Below are 21,300 nucleotides of genomic sequence, written 5' to 3' on the forward strand. Positions count from 1 at the left end.
GGCAATCGGCGAAGGGAGGTGATTCATCCGTTCTCTTTTGCATATGAGAATATTTATCATTAATATTGCACGCTGATGAATCAGGCGCCTGCCGCATGAAAAGCAAAACCTCATTGCCCGCTTCCTACCGCCTCGCCGTCACCTCGCGCGTGCTGGCGGCAGTGATTGGCGGTTACCTGATGGCCTCCCTGGCTGCCATCTGCCTGGCGCTGTGGCTGCCCACTGCCCGTGCCGATGCGGTGGTCACCGGCATGATGAGTTCCTTTGTGTTCTACCTGTTGGCGGTGCTCTGGTGTTTTGCCTGCCGCACGGCATGGCGCGCCTGGGCAGGGGTGATGGTGCCGAGTGCGCTGTTTGCCACCCTGGCCGGCATTGGTTTCTGGATGGCTCGCACATGAAAGAGGGCTTTCGCCAGGCCATGGCCTGGTTGCACACCTGGGCAGGCTTGATCTTCGGTTGGCTGCTGTTCGCGATTTTCCTGACCGGCACCCTGGCCTATTTCAAAGACGAAATTACCCATTGGATGCAGCCCGAAGTGCAGGCCCATCCCCTGGACGATGGGCGCAGCCTCGCCGTGGCGCAAAGCTACCTGCAACAGCAGGCACCCACCGCCGCGCGCTGGTTCATTACCTTGCCGACCCGCCGCGACCCCGGCCTATCGGTGATGTGGCAAGACAAGCTCGAGCCCGGCAAGCGCGGCACCTTCATCCAGAAAGTCCTCGACCCCGTCACCGGCCAACCGGTGCAGGCGCGCGAAAGCAAGGGCGGCGAGTTCTTCTATCGTTTCCACTTCCAGCTGCAAATGCCTTACCCCTGGGGCCGCTGGCTGTCGACCATCGCCGCCATGGTGATGTTCGTCGCGCTGATCACCGGCATCATTACCCACAAGAAAATCTTCAAGGACTTCTTCACCTTCCGCCCGCGCAAAGGCCAGCGCTCCTGGCTGGACGGGCACAACGCGGTGGGTGTGCTGGTATTGCCGTTTCACCTGATGATCACCTACAGCAGCCTGGTGATTTTCATGAGCATGGTCATGCCTGCGCCCATCGTGGCGTCCTATGGCGACGACAGCCGGGCGTTCTTCAGCGAGTTGTTCCCCGCTACCGACAATCCGCCAGCCCTCGGCCAGCCGGGCAAACTGCTGCCGTTGATGCCGATGTACCAGCAGGCGCGGGAACAGTGGGCGGGCGGGCATGTGGGGCGTGTGGCGGTCAACAACCCCGGCGATGCCAACGCCTCGGTCAATGTGTCTCGCGCCGGCTCCGACAGCGTGGTGCATGCCTCCGGCAGTACCCTGTCGTTCAACGGCGCCACTGGCGAGCTGTTGCGAGGCAGTGCCGAGCCGTCATTGGCGACGGCCATCGGTGGCAGTTTCTACGGTTTGCACATGGGCCATTTCGCCGGCCCGGTACTGCGCTGGTTGTACTTTATCTGCGGCCTGGCGGGCACGGCGATGATCGGCACGGGCTTGGTGATCTGGCTGGGCAAGCGCCAGCTCAAGCACGCCAAGGCCCCGGTCATGCCCTTTGAACTGCGCCTGGTGGAGGTGCTGAATATTGCCAGCATGTCCGGATTGATGATCGCCATTGCGGCTTTTTTCTGGGCCAACCGCCTGTTGCCGGTAAGCTTCGCTGCGCGTTCCGACTGGGAAGTGCAGGCGTTCTTTATCGCCTGGGGCCTGAGCCTGTTGCACGCCTTGCTGCGGCGCGGTCGCCAGGGTTGGGTTGAGCAACTGAGCCTCGGCGCGCTGTTGTTTGCCGCCATTCCACTGCTTAACGCCATCACCACCGCGCACCACTTGGGCGTCTCCCTGCCAAACGGCGATTGGGCCATGGCCGGCTTCGACCTCACCTGCCTGGCCAGCGGCATGTTCCTGGCGTGGGCGGCGTGGAAGATGCACCACCGCACCGCGCCACAACCCAAGGCTGAACGTGCCCGCGGGTTGACACTCAAGCAGCAGGCCCACTGATGCTCCTCGCGCTAATGATGTGCTACGCCGGGTTTACCGCGCTGTGTTTGTCCACCGACCGTCACCACGGCGAATTGCTGCACAGCAAACCCACGCCCACGCGGCGCCTGGGGCTGCGGGTGGGCGGCTGGTTGCTGTTGGCCTTGTCGATCTGGCCGGCCGTGCTTGGCGCCGGTTGGGGCCAGGGCCTGGTGGAGTGGTGCGCGGTGTTGATGCTCAGCGCCTTGCTGCTGGTGTTGCTGCTGCCGTATCGGCCAAGGCTGGCCTTGATTCTGGCGGGCCTCGGCCTGTTGGCCAGCCCTGTTGCGGCGTTCGCCCTATCTTGAGTCGGTCATGAGGATCAACCCACCGCCGCAACCCCAGGACAATCCGCATGCGGAGGCGGCCGGTGGGCGTGCGCACTTTTTGCAGGTGTTTTTGTCCCAGCGTTCGCAAATGGAGGCGTTGGTCAGCCGTCGCGTCGGGTGCCGCGCCACGGCAGCCGACCTGGTGCAGGATTTGTTCCTGCGCTTTTGGCGTCGCCCGCTGGTGCAGGTCGAAGAGCTGAGCACCTACCTGCTGCGTTGCGCCGGCAATATCGCCATCGACCACCTGCGCAGCGAAGGCGCACGGGCGCGCAGCAGTGAAGGCTGGCTGCCCGAGCAGTCAGACAATCAAGGCTGCGAACCCCAGGCGGCGCTGGAGGCGGGCAATGATCTGCGCCATGTGGAAGCCGCCTTGCGCAGCTTGCCCGAGCGCACCCGCCAGATTTTCCTGCTAAACCGCATTCACGGGCGCAAGTACGCCGAAATCGCCAAGGCCATGGGCCTGTCCCAAAGCGCCGTGGAAAAACATATGATGCGCGCCCTCGAAGCCTGCAAGGCCAGCCTTCGCGAACCCTCGCCGCCACGCACGCCAGGGAAAGCCCCGTGAACGTCACGCCCACGCCCGCCCAGGAACAGGCCGCGCTCGATTGGCTGAGCCTGCTGCATGACCAGCCCAGCAGCGGCGACCAGGCCACGTTCAGCCGCTGGTTACGCGCAGATCCCGCACACGTCGAGGCCTACTCCCAAGCCCAGGTGCTCTGGGAATTGAGCGAAGTGCCAGCGCGCCAACTGGCCGACGAGGACGCACTCGCCTTGCAGGGCTACCTCAATACGATCAACGCCTCCAAACGCTCCCGGGTAGCGCGTTGGTCCGGTGCCTTGGCCGTCGCCGCCTGCCTGCTGCTGCTGGTATCGATGGGCGCCGGTTGGCAGCCGTCACGCTGGGTCGATGAGTGGGGCGCCGATTATGTGACGGCGCCGGGGCAGGTGAAGACCTTCACCCTGGCCGATCAATCCAAGGTCACCCTCGACGCCGACAGCGCCATTGCGGTGGATTTCAGCCAGGGCGAACGGCACATCCAACTGCGCCGTGGTGCAGGTTTTTTCAGCGTGACCCACACCGGCGACCCCTTCGTGGTGGAGGCGAGCGGCGGTGAAGCGCGGGTACTGGGAACGCAGTTTGAAGTGCGCCTGCAACCTGACGGTGCTGAGGTCACTGTGCTGTCCGGCCGTGTGGGCGTGACGCCCTCCAAACACGGCCAGCAACAGGTGCTGACCGCGGGCCAGCAAGTGGCCTACGCCGATGGTATTGCCGCGCCCTTGCATGGCGTCGACAGCGCCTCACGCCTGGCCTGGCGCGAGGGTTGGCTCAACTACTACAAGGCACCCCTGGCCGAGGTGGTCGAGGACCTGCGGCGTTATTACCCCGGCCGCATACTTCTGCTTAACCAAGACATGGCAGCCAGACGCGTCAGCGGCAGCTTTCCGAGTCAGGACCCAGTCGCGGTCTTGAACGCCTTGCAAGCGGTGCTGGGTTTTGAACAGCACACCCTCTTAGGTCGCATGATTGTACTGCGCTAAGCCCGCAGCGCCTTCATCGAACCTTCATCGCAATCACCAAAACCTGTCACCAAACGGTTACACGTGCCGTGGATCATCCCTGGTTCCTGAACAAGTGGTCAGGAAGCTCGCATCTGCCCCATACAACACAACAATGTCAGTAAGGGATCTACACGTGAACGACAACACTCTTTATGCCCTGCTTCTGGCATCGGGCCTGGGCGGCTTTGCGCCGCTGGTTTTGGCCGATGATGCCCAGGATGTCGGCTCGGTGAACATCGCCGGCAAGCTAACCCTTGGCAGTGGTCACATGATTCTCGAAGAAAGTGCCAAGGCGCGCTCGACGGTGACCAAGCAAGCCATGGACGAAATGTCGGCCACCGCCAACGCCATCGACAAGCTCAAGTACACGCCGGGCATCAACGTTTCCAGCGATGATGCCAGCGGCACCAGTGGCACCAACTTCACCATGCGCGGCATGAGTTCCGACCAGGTCGGCGTCTCGGTGGACGGCGTGCCGATCAACGACTCGGGCAACTACAGTGTGTACTCCAACCAATTGGGCGACCCGGAAAACCTGGCCGAAGTGTTCGCCACCCAGGGTTCCTCCGAGGCCGACGGCCCGCACATCGGCTCCAGCGGCGGCAACATCGGCATGATCACCATTCGCCCGACCAAGGACGCCGGGGTGTTCGCCAAACAGATCGTCGGTGCCAACGCCCTGCGCAAGACCTTCGTGCGAGCGAACACCGGTGACTTGGGTGGCCTGAAAACCTGGGTATCGGCGTCGCACCTGGAAGGTGACAAGTGGCGCGGCAAGGGCACTCTGCGCAGCGACAAGATCGAGTGGAGCAGCCTGTTTGAAGGGGATAACGGCAATTCCACACTGGCTACGATCAAGTACAACAAGCAGGAAAACTACAACTACAACAGCCTGAGCAAAGCGCAGTTCGACACCGAAGGGCGGCGCAAGGATTACGCGCAAAGCCCGGTGTACAAGGCCGGTTTGCTGTCGGCGTCCTACAAGCTCAACCGCAACCCGTTCGAAAGCGTCAACGCCACGCTGACCCAGCGCTGGCAACTGCAGGACAACTTGTCGCTGACGCTCACGCCGTACTACTACTGGGCCAACGGTGGCAGCTTCAGCGGCCAGACCGCCTCCAACCTGGGGCCAAAGTCCGACAAGGCCGGCAATTACGACCTGAGTAACCTGCAATCGGCCAACTATTACCGCCCTTCGTGGACCGAAACCTGGCGCCCCGGATTTACGGCGAAAATGAAGTGGGACATCAACGAAGAACACAGCCTGGACTACGGCTACTGGTACGAACGCGCACGCCAGCGCCAGACTCAGCCGTTTATCGGCATCAACAACGAAGGTGCCCCCGACGATGTGTGGGGCGACTACAACAGCGGCGGCCAGGTGGTCGACAAAAACGGCGCTACGGTCCAGGGCCGCCACTACTACACCGTCACCCCGGCGCAGAAACTCTGGGTACAGGACAACTGGCAAGCCACACCGGACCTGAGTTTTGTTGGTGGCGTGGCCTACCAATATGTCGAGCGTGACGGCAACAATCTCGGCAGCCTGTACGACACGCCGGAAAAACGTAACACCCGTTACCACCAGTTCCTGCCCAACTTCAGCGCCAAGTATCAGCTCGACGACAGCAACCAGGCGTTCTACAACGTCACCCGCAATATGCGCACGCCGCCCAACTACGTGCTGTACAACAAGGGCGACTCCGTCAGCCTCAAGTCCGAGCTGAGCTGGAACCAGGAGTTGGGCTGGCGCTACACCGAAGACGACATGGCGCTGAGCGCGACCCTGTTCTACATCAGCTTCAAGGATCGCCAGGTCTCGACCACCGATGCCAGCGGTGACTACATGGTGCTCAACGTCGGCACTGTCGATAACAAAGGCCTGGAATTGGAATGGAGCGGCCTGCTGCCGCACAACTTCAACTACTACGCGTCCTATACCTACACCCAATCCGAACAGAAGGACGATTTGCTCAGCAAGAATGTCCTGTTGCCGACCTCGGGCAAGCAATTGGCCAACGTGCCGGAAAACATGTTCAACCTGGTGTTCGGGTATGACGATTCGCGGTTCTACGGCAACATTGCAGGCAAGTATGTCGGCAGCTTCTACGGCGATTTGACCAACAAGGAGAAGATCGAAGGCCGCACGGTGTTCGACCTGAACGCGGGTATTTATTTGCCGGTGGATAAGAAGGTCATCAAGTCGGCCGCGCTGCGGTTTTCGATGCTCAACGTGTTCGACAAGGAGTACTTGAGCTCGGCGCGTACCGTGGCGTTCAACTCGGCCCCGGTGAACGGGTTGGGGGCGAGCACGGCGTACTACAACGTGGGTGAAGAGCGTACGGCGATGGTGTCGCTGGAGGCCAACTTCTAAGCCCACCCCAAAGCACGATGTGCAGAGCTGACTTGTTGTTGGGGCTTGCCTGCAATAGCCATAGGCATCTACACAATTTTGTCGGTTGTAACAGCCAACGGTAACCACGATGCGAAGCGAGCCGCTCTTGCTCTTGATCTGCTTTTGATCTGCTTTTGATCTTGATCTTAAGCGCCCCGTTAAACCACGCTGGCCGGAATTCGACAGGGATTTGGGGGGTAAACCGGCAGGGATGCCGGTTTAGCCGCCCCGCGCCATGGATGGCGCGTGGCGGCGGCCCCCCAAATCACTGGCGGATTACGGGCACACCGAGCCTAGGCGAGGTGCCGAGTGGTGGGGCAAGAGCGTTTTGCTTACTTTTGCGCTTTTCAAAAGTGAGCCGCCGTCAGGGCGGAACCCTAGGCAGCCGTTACCGCAGCAATGGATATGTACGCAATCCAACTGTGTTGACTGCCAGGCCGCCTTCGCGAGCAAGCCCGCTCCCACATTTGGATCGCGTTGTGTCATTTAGAGAGTCGCTGGCAGTCAGGCCGCCACGGGAGCAAGTTCGGTGCAATACTCGAAGTTGTGTAGATACCTATGCTGCGATAGCGGTGTGTCAGTCACAGGTATTGAACCTGTTACACCGCCATCGCAGGCAAGCCAGCTCCCACATTTGATTGCGGGTTACTTCAATGCAGCCATGATCGCTTCAGGATTGTAGTCGCGAATCAAGGTGCCGTTCACATCCACAAACGGAATCCCGCCACCGCCCAGCGCCTCATACGCCTTGCGCGCCTGGGCATCCTTCTCGATATCGACGGCCTGGTACGGGATACCTTTCTGGTCCAGAAAGCGCCGGATCTGCTTGCAGTACCCACACCACTCGGTGGCGTAAAGCACCACGCGCGCAGAGGCGCGTATGTGCTCGGGCGCCACCTGGGACGGGTTGAACAGCCGCTCGACCTTGCCCCAGTTCTGGATCGCAACCACCACCAGCAACACCAGCAGGACTTTCTTGAGCACCCCGCCCAGCATCAGTTACGGCGCTTGAGCTGGTCGGTCAGTTGGGTCGGCAGGCCCTTGATGATCAAGGTGCCGGCGGCTTCGTCATACTCGATCTTGTCGCCCAGCAGGTGCGCTTCAAAGCTGATGGACAAGCCCTCAGCACGCCCGGTGAAGCGGCGGAACTGGTTGAGGGTGCGTTTATCGGCCGGAATCTCCGGCGACAGGCCGTAATCCTTGTTGCGGATGTGGTCGTAGAAGGCTTTTGGCCGGTCTTCATCGATCAGCCCGGAGAGCTCTTCCAGGCCCATGGGTTCGCCGAGCTTGGCCTGGCTGCTGGCGTAGTCCACCAGGGTCTTGGTTTTCTCGCGGGCGGACTCGTCGGGCAGGTCTTCGCTTTCGACGAAGTCACTGAACGCCTTGAGCAGGGTGCGGGTTTCGCCTGGGCCGTCGACGCCTTCCTGGCAGCCGATAAAGTCGCGGAAGTACTCCGAGACCTTCTTGCCGTTCTTGCCTTTGATGAAGGAAATGTACTGCTTGGACTGCTTGTTGTTCTGCCACTCGGAGACGTTGATACGCGCCGCCAGGTGCAACTGGCCCAGGTCCAGGTGGCGCGAGGGCGTCACGTCCAGCTCGTCGGTCACCGCCACGCCTTCGCTGTGGTGCAGCAGGGCGATGGCCAGGTAGTCGGTCATGCCTTGCTGATAGTGGGCAAACAGCACGTGGCCGCCGGTGGAGAGGTTGGATTCCTCCATCAGCTTTTGCAGGTGCTCAACCGCCGTGCGGCTGAAGGTGGTGAAGTCCTGGCCACCGTCAAAGTAGTCCTTCAACCAGCCACTGAACGGGTGCGCGCCGGACTCGGCATGGAAGAAACCCCAGGCCTTGCCTTGTTTGGCGTTGTAGCTCTCGTTGAGGTCGGCAAGCATGTTCTCGATGGCGGCGGACTCGGCCAGTTCCGTGTCGCGGGCGTGAAGAACTGCGGGTGTGCCGTCGGGTTTTTTGTCGATCAGGTGGACGATGCAATGACGGATCGGCATAGGCTTCTCGGCTGGTTGAAGGGGGAGCGGTTGGCCTCCCCGAAAAGTCGCCCAGTGTACCGCACCCATTGGTCAAGACGTGCCCCGAACGGCATTTTGCACGCCCTCCGACTGGCCATATGCCTTTTTTTCACGGTTTAGAGCGATAAAGCTGACCAAATGGGTATGTTGAGGCGGATATTTCCCCGTCTCTGTGCTAGTTTTGCCCCGTCTTACGCCACGTCTCGGCGTTAAGCGTGCATTCAGCATTTGTCAGGTCGAACCAATCCCCGTTTCAAGCATCTATAACCCCGATCTCCGTGGTTATGGCCGGGGATGCCAGGCCATGACGGTCGGGCTCGACGGCTGACACTGCACTCTGCAATCCATATGAATTTGATAGGGAAGGAACACCACAATGGCTATTACTAAAGACCAACTGATCGCTGACCTGGCTGAAGCAGTAGACGCACCGAAAACTACCGTGCGTGCTCTGCTGGACCAACTGAGCCAAGTTGTTGCTGATCAGCTGGAAAATGGCGGCGAAATCACTCTGCCAGGCGTTGGCAAACTGAAAGTGACCGAGCGTCCTGCCCGTACTGGCCGTAACCCTTCGACTGGCGCTGCCATCGAAATCGCTGCCAAGAAAGTTATCAAGCTGGTTGTGGCTAAAGGCCTGACCGACGCTGTTAACAAGTAAGACGCAGCAAAAAAAACCGTGCTTCGGAGTGATCCGGGCACGGTTTTTTATTGCCTGCGATTTTATTGTGTGGCGGGCTTATCGAACCCAGCGCTGGCGCCAGATCTGCTGCTCGTTCTTGGTCTGGAACGTCCAGGCCACAAAGCGGCTCTGCTTCTGCCCCTGGGACATCTCGACTACCTGGCTTTCCAGCACGCCGGCTTTTTTCAGCGCCGTTTCGATCGCCGGCAAGTTGGAGGCTTTGGACACCAGAGTGCTGAACCACAGCACTTTATGCGCAAAGTGCGCGCTTTCGGCGATCAACTGCGTCACAAACCGCGCCTCGCCGCCCTCACACCACAGTTCGGCCGATTGACCACCAAAGTTAAGCACCGGCAACTTGCGTTTCGGGTCGGCCTTGCCCAAGGCGCGCCACTTGCGCTCGCTGCCTTTGGTGGCTTCGTCCATGGACGCATGGAAGGGCGGGTTGCACATCGTAAGGTCAAAGCGCTCACCCGGCTCCAGCAGGCCCAACAGGATCTGCTTGGGGTTGGGTTGCTGGCGCAGCTGGATGACCTTGCTCAGGTCGTTGGATTGCACGATGGCCTTGGCGGCGGACACGGCGATCGGGTCGACCTCCGAGCCGAGGAAGTTCCAGCGGTACTCCATATAGCCAATCAGCGGATACACGCAGTTGGCGCCCATGCCGACGTCCAGCACCTTGACGATCGACCCGCGCGGGATCTTACCGTCGTTGACGCTGGCCAGCAGGTCGGCGAGGAAATGCACATAGTCGGCACGCCCCGGTACCGGCGGGCATAGATAGTCCGCCGGGATATCCCAATGCTGGATGCCATAGAACGACTTGAGCAACGCCCGGTTGAACACCCGCACCGCATCCGGGCTGGCGAAGTCGATGCTCTCTTTGCCGTAGGGATTGATGATCACGAATTTGGCCAGTTCAGGCGTGGTCTTGATCAGCGCCGGGAAGTCGTAACGGCCCGTGTGGCGGTTGCGCGGGTGCAGGGTGGCCTCTTTGCGCGGCGCGACGGGTTTGGCCGTGGCGGCGGTTTTAGGCTTCTTGCGCGGTGGTTTGGGCGTAGTGGGGGCGGTCATGATGATTCTGGTGTTGGCTCAATGTGGTGGGCATTGTCACACATTCCCGAGGACAACTCGGTCAAATGTGGGAGCTGGCTTGCCTGCGATGCAGGCGACTGGGTGTATCAGGCAGACCGAGGTGATGCTATCGCAGGCAAGCCAGCTCCCACAGGGATAGGGTTCAGAGTCGGAAATGGTGTCGTTTTGCTGGACAAAAAAAGAGACCCGAAGGTCTCTTTTTTCACACGGCGCCAGCCTTACAGGCTGGAAATCCGCGCATGTTGCTCCGCCAGCTTGCCCAAGGCTTGTTCTGCCTCGGCCAACTTGGCGCGTTCTTTCTCGATCACTTCAGCCGGCGCCTTGTCGACGAACGCCGCGTTGGACAGCTTGCCGCCCACTCGTTGCACTTCGCCTTGCAGACGCGCAATTTCCTTGTCGAGACGGGCAAGTTCGGCGCCCTTGTCGATCAGCCCGGCCATTGGCACCAGCACTTCCATGTCGCCCACCAACGCAGTGGCGGACAGCGGTGCTTCGGCACCGGCTGCCAATACGGTGATCGACTCCAGCTTGGCCAGCTTCTTGAGCAGCGCATCGTTCTCGCTGAGGCGACGCTGATCTTCGGCACTGGCGTTCTTGACGAACACGGCCAACGGCTTGCCCGGCCCGATATTCATCTCGGCGCGGATGTTGCGCGTGCCGAGCATCAGGGTCTTGAGCCATTCGATATCGCTTTCGGCGGCCTCATCGATGCGCGCTTCGTTGGCCACCGGCCAAGGTTGCAGCATGATGGTCTTGCCTTCGATACCGGCCAGCGGCGCCAGGCGCTGCCAGATTTCTTCGGTGATGAACGGCATGAACGGGTGCGCCAGGCGCAACGCCACTTCCAGCACGCGCACCAGGGTGCGACGGGTGCCGCGCTGGCGCTCGACCGGCGCGTTTTCGTCCCACAGCACCGGCTTGGACAGTTCCAGGTACCAGTCGCAATACTGGTTCCAGATGAACTCGTACAGGGCCTGGGCGGCCAGATCGAAACGGAACTGGTCGAGCTGGCGGGTCACTTCGGCTTCGGTGCGTTGCAGCTGCGAGATGATCCAGCGATCCGCCAGGCTCAGTTCAACGGCTTCGCCGTTCTGGCCGCAGTCTTCGCCTTTGTCCAGCACGTAGCGCGCCGCGTTCCAGATCTTGTTGCAGAAGTTGCGATAGCCTTCGACGCGGCCCATGTCGAACTTGATGTCGCGACCGGTGGAGGCCAGCGAGCAGAAGGTGAAGCGCAGGGCGTCGGTGCCGTAGCTGGCGATGCCGTCGGCGAACTCGTCGCGGGTCTGCTTCTCGATCTTTTTCGCCAGTTTCGGCTGCATCAGGCCCGAGGTGCGTTTCTGCACCAGGGTTTCCAGGTCGATGCCGTCGATGATATCCAGTGGGTCCAGGACGTTACCCTTGGACTTGGACATCTTCTGGCCCTGACCATCGCGTACCAGGCCGTGTACGTACACGGTCTTGAACGGTACCTGCGGGGTGCCGTCTTCGTTCTTCACCAGGTGCATGGTGAGCATGATCATCCGGGCAACCCAGAAGAAAATGATGTCGAAGCCGGTGACCAGCACGTCGGTGGAGTGGAATTTCTTCAGGAACTCGGTCTGCTGCGGCCAGCCCAGGGTAGAGAAGGTCCACAGGCCTGAACTGAACCAGGTGTCCAGTACGTCGTTGTCCTGTTGCAGCGCGATGTCGGCGCCGAGGTTGTGCTTGGCGCGCACTTCGGCTTCGTCGCGGCCTACATAGACCTTGCCCGATTCGTCGTACCAGGCCGGAATACGGTGGCCCCACCACAGCTGACGGCTGATGCACCAGTCCTGGATGTCGCGCATCCACGAGAAGTACATGTTTTCGTACTGTTTAGGCACGAACTGGATGCGGCCATCTTCGACGGCGGCAATCGCTGGTTCGGCCAGCGGCTTGGTGGACACGTACCACTGGTCGGTCAGCCACGGCTCGATCACGGTGCCGGAGCGGTCGCCCTTGGGCACTTTGAGGCCGTGGTCGTCGACGCTGACCAGCAAACCGGCGGCGTCGAAGGCGGCAACGATCTGCTTGCGCGCTTCAAAACGGTCGAGGCCGGCATATTCGGCCGGGATCTTGCCGTCGATGCTGTCGTTGAGCGAGCCGTCCAGGTTGAACACCTGGCAGGCCGGCAATACGGCGGCATTTTTGTCGAAGATGTTCAGCAGCGGCAGGTTGTGGCGCTTGCCGACTTCATAGTCGTTGAAATCGTGGGCCGGGGTGATCTTCACGCAGCCGGTACCGAATTCAGGGTCGCAATAGTCGTCCGCGATGATCGGGATACGGCGGCCAACCAACGGCAGTTCGACGAACTTGCCGATCAGCGCCTGGTAGCGCTCGTCGTTCGGGTTAACCGCGACGGCGGCATCGCCGAGCATGGTTTCCGGACGGGTGGTGGCAACGATCAGGTAATCGTTGCCCTCGGCGGTCTTGGCGCCATCGGCCAGCGGATACTTGAGGTTCCACAGGAAGCCTTTCTCGTCGTGGTTTTCCACTTCGAGGTCGGAAATCGCCGTGTGCAACTTGGTGTCCCAGTTGACCAGACGCTTGCCGCGGTAGATCAGGCCGTCTTCGTGCAGGCGCACGAAGGCTTCTTTTACGGCTTCGGACAGGCCGTCGTCCATGGTGAAGCGCTCGCGGCTCCAGTCTACGGACGAACCCAGGCGACGGATCTGACGGCTGATATTGCCGCCGGACTGGTCCTTCCATTCCCAGACTTTCTCCAGGAATTTCTCGCGACCCAGGTCGTGACGGTTCTGGCCGGTGGCTTCCAGTTGGCGTTCCACCAGCATCTGGGTGGCGATACCGGCGTGGTCGGTGCCCGGTTGCCACAGGGTGTCGCGACCCTGCATGCGGCGGAAGCGGATCAACGCATCCATGATCGCATTGTTGAAGCCATGGCCCATGTGCAGGCTGCCAGTGACGTTCGGTGGCGGAATCATGATGGTGTACGAGTCGCCCGCACCTTGTGGGGCGAAATAGTTCTCGGACTCCCAGGTGTTGTACCAGGAAGTTTCGATAGCGTGGGGCTGGTAGGTCTTATCCATGCGCGGCGGGACCCTAGTTGGCATTTATTCAGGAAAGCCGGCAAGTATAACGGGGGATAGGGCGTAGGGCGAGGTGAAGACTGGGCTTGAGTCATACACATGACAAATGTGGGAGCGGGCTTGCTCGCGAAAGCGGTATGTCAGCCAGTGCTTTTGTTGACTGTCACACCGCTTTCGCGAGCAAGCCCGCTCCCACAAGGGATATTTGACTGGTTCAGTTCTGGTATTGGCTTAGCAACCGCTCCATCCGCGCATCCATCCGACGCTTGATCTCAGCCTCGATATGCGGCGCAAAGTCATCGATCACATCCTGCATGATCAATTGCGCAGCGGCGCGCAGTTCGTTGTCCAGGTGCAGCAACAGCGCGTCCGGGGCTTTTTCGGCGGCGGGAGCGGGTTCTGCAGCCACAGGAGCAGGGGCGGCAGGCTTGCCGCCGACCATGTCGAACAACAGCGGAATCTGTACCTCGCCCTCGACCGTGTCGGTCAGCAGCGGCGGTTGCAGGTTGTCATCACCCAGCAACTGACGGATCGACTCCAGGTCATCCAGCAGGTGGTCGTCTTTTTTCAGCGGGTTGGGAGTGTCCATCATGTACTCAAAGTCGTTGTAGCCGGTGATCTTGCAGAGGATAGCCCTGTTCACGGTAGAAACGGAAACTCTCCCGCGCGGCCTGACGAATAGCCGGGTCTTCGACCACCACTTCCGCCACACGGGAGAACGCTTGGGCAAAGGCCGGTACTTTCAGGTCGAGGTTGACCAGCAAATCATGGTGATCGCCGCAATTATCCCCCAAACCCAGCACAACCAGGCTTTCGGGTTCGGATTCGGCGGGGCCGTGGGGCACGAAGCTCTCGCCCTTGAAGCGCCACAGGCGGGCATCGAGTTCGTCACGTTGGGCGGCATCGCTGCAATGCAGGTAGATGCGGTGGCCCATGCGCCAGGCTTTTTCGGTGAGTTTGCAGGCAAAGTCCAGGCGGGCGAGGGGATCGGCGCTGGGCAATATATAGAAGTCGACTTGGGGCATTGGAAATCCTGGGGCTGACCTGATTACCCCCTGTAGGAGCGAGCTTGCTCGCGAAAAACCAGAGGACACCGCGTTCATCCAGAGTGAACGCGTTGTCAAAGGCGATCTTCGCGAGCAAGCTCGCTCCTACAGAAGGGCCGGGGCCGCTTAAGCTTTGGCGCGATCCAGCAGGTATTGGGTCAGCAGGGGTACCGGACGGCCAGTGGCGCCCTTGTCCTTGCCGCCGCTGGTCCAGGCCGTGCCGGCGATGTCCAGGTGAGCCCAGTTGAAGTTCTTGGCAAAGCGCGACAGGAAGCAGGCCGCGGTGATGGTGCCGGCTTTCGGGCCACCGATGTTGGCGATGTCAGCGAACGGGCTGTCGAGCTGTTCCTGGTACTCATCGAACAGCGGCAGTTGCCAGGCGCGGTCGTCGGCAGCCTTGCCAGCGCTGAGCAGTTGCTCGATCAGTTCGTCGTTGTTGCCCAGCAGGCCTGAGGTGTGGGAGCCCAGGGCCACGATGCAGGCACCGGTCAGAGTGGCGATGTCGATCACGGCCTGGGGCTTGAAGCGCTCGGCGTAGGTGAGGGCGTCGCACAGCACCAGACGGCCTTCGGCGTCGGTGTTGAGGATCTCCACAGTCTGGCCGCTCATGGTGGTGACGATATCGCCCGGGCGCGCAGCACCGCCGCTCGGCATGTTCTCGGCACAGGCCAAAATGCACACCAGGTTGATCGGCAGCTTGAGCTCAAGCACCGCACGCAAGGTACCGAACACGCTGGCGGCGCCGCCCATGTCGTACTTCATTTCGTCCATGCCGGCGCCCGGCTTGAGGCTGATGCCGCCGGTGTCGAAAGTGATGCCTTTACCCACCAAGGCGTAAGGCTTCTCGGACTTCTTGCCGCCGTTGTATTGCATCACGATCAGGCGTGGCGGTTGGTCGCTGCCCTGGCCCACGGCATAGAACGAGCCCATGCCAAGGTCCTTGATTTTCTTCTCGTCCAGCACTTCAACCTTCAAGCCCTTGAACTCTTTGCCCAATGCCTTGGCCTGTTCGCCCAGGAATGTCGGGTGGCAGATGTTCGGCGGCAGGTTGCCCAGGTCGCGAGTGAACGACATGCCGTTAGCGATGGCCTGGGCGTGGGTGACGGCGCGCTGGACTTCAGCCTGGGCAGCCTTGATGGTCAGCAGGGTGATTTTCTTCAGGGCGCGGGGTTCGGCTTTCTGGCTCTTGAACTGGTCGAAAATATAGCCGCCGTCTACCAGCGACTCGGCCAGCAGGCGGGTCTTGCCGTAGCTGTCGCGGCCCTTGACCACGATTTCATCGAGTGCCAGCACCGCATCGCTGCCGCCCAGGCCCTTGAGGGTGGTGAGGATGCCGCTGACGATCTTGCGAAACGGACGGTCGCCCAGTTCGGCATCTTTGCCCACGCCCACCAGCAAAACGCGCTCGGCCTTAAGGTTGGGCAGGCTCTGCAGCAGCAGGCTCTGGCCGACTTTGCCGGCCAGGTCGCCGCGCTTGAGCACGGCGCTGATAGCGCCGCCGCTCAGTTCATCCAGTTGCTTGGCGGCGACGCCGAGTGTGCGGCCTTCGCCGACAGCGACCACGAGGGTGGCGGTTTTCAACGTTTCGGGGCTAACGCTTTTTACAACCAATTCCATTTTCGGGTCCCTTATCAAGGTCTGTGAGCCGGGAGCTTGTACTCCGGCTTTAAAGCTCGGCAGCGTTGTAAACCGCCAGCGACAAAGGCCGCAGTTTGAACCTCGCCAGCGGAGCCTGACAACCCTTGGCGCACGCTTTGTGCGTGCGCATGAGTAAGCTCCGTGACAGGCGCGGTCAATCACAGGATAATGCGCCATCTTTTTAGCCGGCCCGTGGTAAACGGGTCGACTCGGTATGCTTGCTTGTTTGGCCGCCTTAGCCTGACAACCCTGGAGTGTCTGGTTTGATTGTCTTCCGTTATCTGTCCCGCGAAGTCCTGTTGACCCTGAGTGCCGTGAGTGCGGTGTTGCTGGTCATAATCATGAGTGGTCGTTTCGTCAAGTTCCTGGCCCAAGCCGCCGCTGGCGCCCTGGATCCGGGCTCACTATTCCTGATCATGGGCTACCGGATGCCCGGCATGCTCCAGTTGATCCTGCCGCTGGGCCTGTTTCTCGGCATATTGCTGGCCTATGGCCGGCTGTACCTGGAAAGTGAGATGACTGTGCTGTCGGCCACCGGCATGAGCCAGCAGCGTCTGCTGGCCATGACCATGGTGCCTGCCGCCGGTGTTGCCCTGGTGGTGGCCTGGTTGAGCATGAGCCTGGCGCCCCAGGGGGCCATGCAATTCCAGTTGCTGCTGAACAAGCAGGATGCGATGACGGAGTTCGACACCCTCGAGCCCGGTCGCTTCCAGGCGCTCAGCGACGGTTCACGGGTGACCTACACCGAAACCATGACCGACGACCGCTCCAACCTGGGCGGCGTGTTCATTTCCCAGAAGAACCTCGGCCAGAACCAGAAAGACCGTGGCATTACCATTCTGGTGGCCGACAGCGGGCGCCAGGAAATCCGCCCCGATGGCAACCGCTACCTGATCCTGGAAAACGGCTACCGCTACGACGGCAGCCCAGGCCTGGCGGACTATCGCGCGATCAAGTACGACACCTATGGCGTCATGCTGCCCAAGGCCGAGATCAGTGACGAGGTGACCGACCGCGACGCGCTGCCCACCTCATCGCTGTTCGGCAGCCCGGAATTGCGCTCCATCGCCGAGTTGCAATGGCGCCTGTCCCTGCCGCTGCTGGTGTTTATCGTGACCCTGATGGCCGTGCCGCTGTCGCGCGTCAACCCTCGCCAGGGGCGCTTCCTCAAGTTGCTGCCGGCGATCCTGCTGTACATGGCCTACCTGACCATCCTGATTTCTGCCCGTGGTTCCCTGGAGAAGGGCAAGCTGCCGCCGGCCCTGGGCCTGTGGTGGGTGCATGGGGTTTTCCTGATGATCGGTCTGGGGCTGCTCTATTGGGAACCTATCCGTTTGAAAATGAAGAGCCGTCGTGGCCTGAAGGAGTTGGCTCGTGGCTAAGCTTGATCGCTACATCGGCATTAGCGTACTGATCGCCATCCTGGCGGTACTGGGCATCATCCTTGGCCTGGCCTTGCTGTTCGCCTTCATTGATGAAGTGGGCAACGTCACCGACACTTACACAGTCACGGACGTGCTGAGCTACGTGGCACTGACCGCGCCGCGTCGTCTTTACGACATGATGCCAATGGCCGCGCTGATTGGCTGCCTGATCGGCCTGGGTACCCTGGCCAGCAACAGCGAGCTGACCATCATGCGCGCCGCCGGGGTGTCCATCGGCCGTATCGTCTGGGCGGTGATGAAACCGATGCTGCTGCTGATGGCGTGCAGCGTGCTGATCGGTGAATACGTCGCGCCACCGGCCGAAGCCACCGCCCAGGCCAATCGCGCCCTGGCCCAGGGTTCGGGCGATGCGCAAAGCGCCAAGCACGGCCTGTGGCACCGCCAGGGTGACGAGTTCATCCACATCAACGCCGTGCAACCGGGTGGCCTGTTGATCGGGGTGACCCGCTACACCTTCGACAAAGAGCGCCACATGTTGTCGTCCAGCTTCGCCAAGCGCGCGCAGTACAGTGGCGAGCAATGGCAACTGAGCGACGTCACCACCACGCACTTTCGTAACGTGGGCCAGGGCACCCAGTCCAGCACCGAAGTGGTGAATGTGCCGACCGAACAGTGGGATATCGCCCTCAAGCCGGAATTGCTCAATACCGTGGTGATGGTGCCGGAAGCCCTGCCTATCTCCGGTTTGTGGAGCTATATCCACTATCTCAAGGATCAGGGTTTGAACAATGGCCGTTACTGGCTGGCGTTCTGGGTGAAAGTCTTGCAGCCAGTGGTTACCGCCGCCTTGGTGTTGATGGCGATCTCCTTCATTTTCGGGCCGTTGCGCTCCGTGACCCTGGGCCAGCGGGTATTTACCGGTGTGCTGGTGGGCTTCACCTTCCGCATCGCCCAGGACTTGCTCGGGCCGTCGAGCCTGGTATTCGGCTTCTCGCCGCTGTTTGCGGTGCTGGTGCCCACGGCCATTTGCGCCGTGGCCGGGTTCTGGCTGCTGCGCCGGGCCGGTTGAAGCTGCGCTCGCATCATGCTACTCACTGTAGGAGCGAGCTTGCTCGCGAAAATCTGCGAAACGCCGCGTTTATCCAGAATAAGCGCGTTATCGTTGGCGATTTTCGCGAGCGAGCTCGCTCCTACAGTAACAAGCCCCGTGGAAACGGGGCTTTTTTGTATTGGTCAGCAAAGATGACGTCTGGCCTGAGCATCAGGTACAATTCCCGGCTATTTTTCAGCGGGCAATCTGCCTGCAGCCTTTTTGAGTGTTGATCCGTGAGTGATTTGAGTCATATCCGCAATTTCTCCATCATCGCCCACATTGACCATGGCAAGTCGACGCTGGCCGATCGATTTATCCAGATGTGCGGCGGCCTTGCCGAGCGTGAAATGGAAGCCCAGGTACTGGATTCCATGGACCTCGAACGCGAGCGCGGGATCACCATCAAGGCCCACAGCGTCACGCTGTACTACAAGGCCAAAGACGGCATCACTTACCAACTGAACTTCATTGACACCCCTGGCCACGTTGACTTCACCTACGAAGTCAGCCGCTCGCTGGCGGCCTGTGAAGGTGCGTTGCTGGTGGTCGATGCCGGCCAGGGCGTCGAGGCACAGTCGGTTGCCAACTGCTACACCGCGATCGAGCAGGGCCTGGAAGTCATGCCCGTGCTCAACAAGATCGACCTGCCCCAGGCCGAGCCTGAGCGCGTCAAGGAAGAGATCGAGAAGATCATCGGCATCGACGCCACCGACGCCGTCACCTGCAGCGCCAAGACCGGTCTGGGTGTCGACGAAGTGCTCGAGCGCCTGGTGCACACCATTCCCGCGCCGACCGGCAACTACGAAGATCCGCTGCAAGCATTGATCATCGACTCCTGGTTCGACAACTACCTGGGCGTTGTTTCCCTGGTTCGCGTGCGCCATGGCCGTGTGAAGAAGGGCGACAAGATCCTGGTCAAGTCCACCGGCAAGATCCACCTGGTGGACAGCGTCGGTGTATTCAACCCGAAACACACCGCTACCGTTGATCTGAAAGCCGGTGAAGTAGGCTTCATCATCGCCGGCATCAAGGACATTCACGGTGCGCCAGTGGGTGACACCCTGACCCTGAGCTCCACGCCAGACGTCGACGTGCTGCCCGGCTTCAAACGCATCCAGCCCCAGGTCTACGCCGGCCTGTTCCCGGTCAGCTCCGATGACTTCGAAGACTTCCGCGAAGCCCTGCAAAAACTGACCCTCAACGACTCGTCGTTGCAGTACACCCCGGAAAGTTCCGACGCCCTGGGTTTCGGCTTCCGTTGCGGGTTCCTGGGCATGCTGCACATGGAGATCATCCAGGAGCGCCTTGAGCGCGAATACGACCTGGACCTGATCACCACCGCGCCAACCGTTATTTTTGAGTTGCTGCTCAAAACCGGTGAAACGATTTACGTCGACAACCCGTCCAAGCTCCCGGACCTGTCGGCCATCGAAGACATGCGCGAGCCGATCGTGCGGGCCAATATCCTGGTACCGCAGGAACACTTGGGCAACGTCATTACCCTGTGCATCGAAAAGCGTGGCGTGCAGCGCGACATGCTGTTCCTCGGTACCCAGGTACAAGTGACCTACGATATGCCGATGAACGAAGTGGTCCTGGACTTCTTCGACCGTCTCAAGTCCACCAGTCGCGGCTATGCTTCGCTGGACTATCATTTCGATCGTTACCAATCGGCTAATCTGGTGAAACTGGACGTGCTGATCAACGGCGACAAGGTAGATGCCTTGGCACTGATCGTGCACAAGGACAACGCGCACTACAAAGGTCGCCAACTGACCGAGAAGATGAAAGAACTGATTCCGCGCCAGATGTTCGACGTCGCGATCCAGGCCGCCATTGGCGGGCAGATCATTGCACGGACTTCCGTCAAGGCTCTCAGAAAGAACGTACTGGCCAAATGCTACGGCGGTGACGTAAGCCGTAAGCGCAAGCTGCTTGAGAAGCAAAAGGCCGGTAAAAAACGCATGAAGCAAGTAGGCAACGTGGAAGTTCCACAAGAAGCCTTCCTTGCGGTGCTCAGGTTGGATAGTTAGGTCCTATGTCACTAAATTTCCCGCTGTTGCTGGTCATTGCCGTTGCCGTCTGTGGTCTCCTGGCGTTGCTCGATCTGGTGTTCTTCGCCCCGCGTCGTCGGGCGGCCATCGCTTCCTATCAGGGCAGCGTCAGCCAGCCCGATGCGGTGGTGGTCGAGAAGCTGAACAAAGAGCCCTTGCTGGTTGAGTACGGCAAGTCTTTCTTCCCGGTGTTGTTCATCGTGCTGGTGCTGCGCTCGTTTCTGGTAGAGCCGTTCCAGATCCCTTCGGGGTCGATGAAACCGACCCTGGACGTGGGCGACTTCATCCTGGTGAACAAGTTTTCCTACGGCATTCGCCTGCCGGTGATCGACAAGAAAGTCATCCCCGTGGGTGACCCGCAGCGCGGCGATGTGATGGTGTTCCGCTACCCAAGCGACCCGAACGTCAACTACATCAAGCGTGTGGTCGGCCTGCCGGGCGACGTGGTGCGCTACACCAGCGACAAGCGCCTGTTCATCAACGGTGAGTCGGTGGCCGAGAAACTGTTGGGCGCCGAGCCGAACACCTTGGGCAGCGCCGAGCTGTACCAGGAAAAACTCGGCGCGGTGGAGCACCAGATCCGCAAGGAAATGAGCCGCTACCGTGCGATGCCGGATGGCCAGTGGAAAGTGCCTGCCGGGCACTATTTCATGATGGGCGACAACCGCGACAACTCCAACGACAGCCGCTATTGGGATGACCCCAACATTCCCAAGGACCTGCTGGGCATGGTGCCCGACGAGAACATTGTCGGCAAAGCCTTCGCGGTCTGGATGAGTTGGCCGGAACCCAAGCTCAGCCACCTGCCGAACTTCTCGCGGGTCGGGCTGATCAAGTAATACAAGCGGCGCTGTGAACACAGCGCCGAATGCTTTTCTGGGGCTTGGACATTTTCCGATGCCCGGTACCCATCAGGATTTGAATTTGAACACTGCGTCAATCGTCGATGGCCG

General features: G+C 60.6%; 18 protein-coding genes. 11 read left to right on the forward strand and 7 right to left on the reverse strand.

Annotation, left to right across the window (positions count from 1 at the left end; genetic code table 11):
* The first annotated feature begins 95 nt into the window (after window positions 1-95).
* From N2A98_RS05500 to N2A98_RS05525, 6 genes are all read left to right on the forward strand, one after another.
* Window positions 96-398: a DUF3649 domain-containing protein gene (locus tag N2A98_RS05500; protein ID WP_125969573.1), complete on the forward strand. Its 303-nt coding sequence runs from the start codon at window positions 96-98 to the stop codon at window positions 396-398.
* Window positions 395-1,969, forward strand: coding sequence for a PepSY-associated TM helix domain-containing protein (locus N2A98_RS05505; RefSeq protein ID WP_275623121.1), 1,575 nt, complete (start codon window positions 395-397; stop codon window positions 1,967-1,969). Before N2A98_RS05500 ends, N2A98_RS05505 begins: the two co-directional genes overlap by 4 nt.
* A complete protein-coding gene (locus tag N2A98_RS05510) occupies window positions 1,969-2,295 on the forward strand; it encodes a DUF3325 domain-containing protein (protein ID WP_275623122.1) in 327 nt (108 codons plus the stop codon). The genes N2A98_RS05505 and N2A98_RS05510 overlap by 1 nt, the downstream gene beginning before the upstream one ends.
* Before the next feature lie 7 nt (window positions 2,296-2,302).
* Window positions 2,303-2,881: an RNA polymerase sigma factor gene (locus tag N2A98_RS05515; RefSeq protein ID WP_003188829.1), complete on the forward strand. Its 579-nt coding sequence runs from the start codon at window positions 2,303-2,305 to the stop codon at window positions 2,879-2,881.
* On the forward strand, window positions 2,878-3,855 hold the full coding sequence (locus N2A98_RS05520) for a FecR family protein (protein WP_275623123.1): 978 nt from the start codon (window positions 2,878-2,880) through the stop codon (window positions 3,853-3,855). Before N2A98_RS05515 ends, N2A98_RS05520 begins: the two co-directional genes overlap by 4 nt.
* A gap of 154 nt (window positions 3,856-4,009) precedes the next feature.
* Window positions 4,010-6,250: a TonB-dependent receptor gene (locus N2A98_RS05525; RefSeq protein ID WP_275623124.1), complete on the forward strand. Its 2,241-nt coding sequence runs from the start codon at window positions 4,010-4,012 to the stop codon at window positions 6,248-6,250.
* A 666-nt stretch (window positions 6,251-6,916) separates the two neighbouring features.
* Here the strand turns inward: N2A98_RS05525 and N2A98_RS05530 are convergent.
* Both N2A98_RS05530 and yejK read right to left on the reverse strand, forming a co-directional pair.
* Window positions 6,917-7,267 (reverse strand): glutaredoxin family protein, encoded by a 351-nt coding sequence (locus N2A98_RS05530; protein ID WP_044272048.1) that lies wholly within the window; start codon window positions 7,265-7,267, stop codon window positions 6,917-6,919.
* Window positions 7,267-8,271 (reverse strand): nucleoid-associated protein YejK, encoded by a 1,005-nt coding sequence (gene yejK / locus N2A98_RS05535; protein ID WP_032893412.1) that lies wholly within the window; start codon window positions 8,269-8,271, stop codon window positions 7,267-7,269. Before yejK ends, N2A98_RS05530 begins: the two co-directional genes overlap by 1 nt.
* A gap of 397 nt (window positions 8,272-8,668) precedes the next feature.
* On the opposite strand from yejK, the gene N2A98_RS05540 reads away from it, so the two are divergent.
* On the forward strand, window positions 8,669-8,950 hold the full coding sequence (locus N2A98_RS05540) for an HU family DNA-binding protein (RefSeq protein WP_003188840.1): 282 nt from the start codon (window positions 8,669-8,671) through the stop codon (window positions 8,948-8,950).
* A 78-nt stretch (window positions 8,951-9,028) separates the two neighbouring features.
* Here N2A98_RS05540 and rlmF read toward each other — a convergent pair whose 3' ends face one another.
* The 5 genes from rlmF to N2A98_RS05565 all read right to left on the reverse strand — a co-directional run bounded on the left by rlmF (window position 9,029) and on the right by N2A98_RS05565 (window position 15,794).
* Window positions 9,029-10,045, reverse strand: coding sequence for a 23S rRNA (adenine(1618)-N(6))-methyltransferase RlmF (gene rlmF / locus N2A98_RS05545; protein ID WP_044272050.1), 1,017 nt, complete (start codon window positions 10,043-10,045; stop codon window positions 9,029-9,031).
* 239 nt (window positions 10,046-10,284) lie between these two features.
* Complete coding sequence (locus N2A98_RS05550; RefSeq protein ID WP_275623125.1) at window positions 10,285-13,131, reverse strand: valine--tRNA ligase; 2,847 nt, start codon at window positions 13,129-13,131, stop codon at window positions 10,285-10,287.
* Between the two features lie 214 nt (window positions 13,132-13,345).
* Complete coding sequence (locus tag N2A98_RS05555) at window positions 13,346-13,720, reverse strand: DNA polymerase III subunit chi (protein ID WP_153474981.1); 375 nt, start codon at window positions 13,718-13,720, stop codon at window positions 13,346-13,348.
* 7 nt (window positions 13,721-13,727) lie between these two features.
* A complete protein-coding gene (locus N2A98_RS05560; RefSeq protein ID WP_275623126.1) occupies window positions 13,728-14,156 on the reverse strand; it encodes a DNA polymerase III subunit chi in 429 nt (142 codons plus the stop codon).
* Window positions 14,157-14,303: 147 nt separating this feature from the next.
* Window positions 14,304-15,794, reverse strand: coding sequence for a leucyl aminopeptidase (locus N2A98_RS05565; RefSeq protein ID WP_034128658.1), 1,491 nt, complete (start codon window positions 15,792-15,794; stop codon window positions 14,304-14,306).
* Window positions 15,795-16,078: 284 nt separating this feature from the next.
* Here N2A98_RS05565 and lptF point away from each other — a divergent pair, with 284 nt between their 5' ends.
* From lptF to lepB, 4 genes are all read left to right on the forward strand, one after another.
* Entirely contained in the window at window positions 16,079-17,197 is a 1,119-nt protein-coding gene (lptF, locus tag N2A98_RS05570; RefSeq protein ID WP_003188848.1) for an LPS export ABC transporter permease LptF, read from the forward strand.
* The gene (gene lptG / locus N2A98_RS05575) at window positions 17,190-18,269 is read left to right on the forward strand and encodes an LPS export ABC transporter permease LptG (protein ID WP_044272060.1); all 1,080 of its coding nucleotides are present in this window, start codon (window positions 17,190-17,192) and stop codon (window positions 18,267-18,269) included. The genes lptF and lptG overlap by 8 nt, the downstream gene beginning before the upstream one ends.
* Window positions 18,270-18,526: 257 nt before the next feature.
* Window positions 18,527-20,326: a translation elongation factor 4 gene (gene lepA / locus N2A98_RS05580; protein ID WP_003188853.1), complete on the forward strand. Its 1,800-nt coding sequence runs from the start codon at window positions 18,527-18,529 to the stop codon at window positions 20,324-20,326.
* Between the two features lie 5 nt (window positions 20,327-20,331).
* Window positions 20,332-21,186, forward strand: coding sequence for a signal peptidase I (gene lepB / locus N2A98_RS05585; protein ID WP_003188855.1), 855 nt, complete (start codon window positions 20,332-20,334; stop codon window positions 21,184-21,186).
* Window positions 21,187-21,300 lie beyond the last annotated feature (114 nt).

The sequence above is a fragment of the Pseudomonas sp. FJ2-5-13 genome (assembly GCF_029201605.1).
Classification (GTDB): domain Bacteria; phylum Pseudomonadota; class Gammaproteobacteria; order Pseudomonadales; family Pseudomonadaceae; genus Aquipseudomonas; species Aquipseudomonas lactis.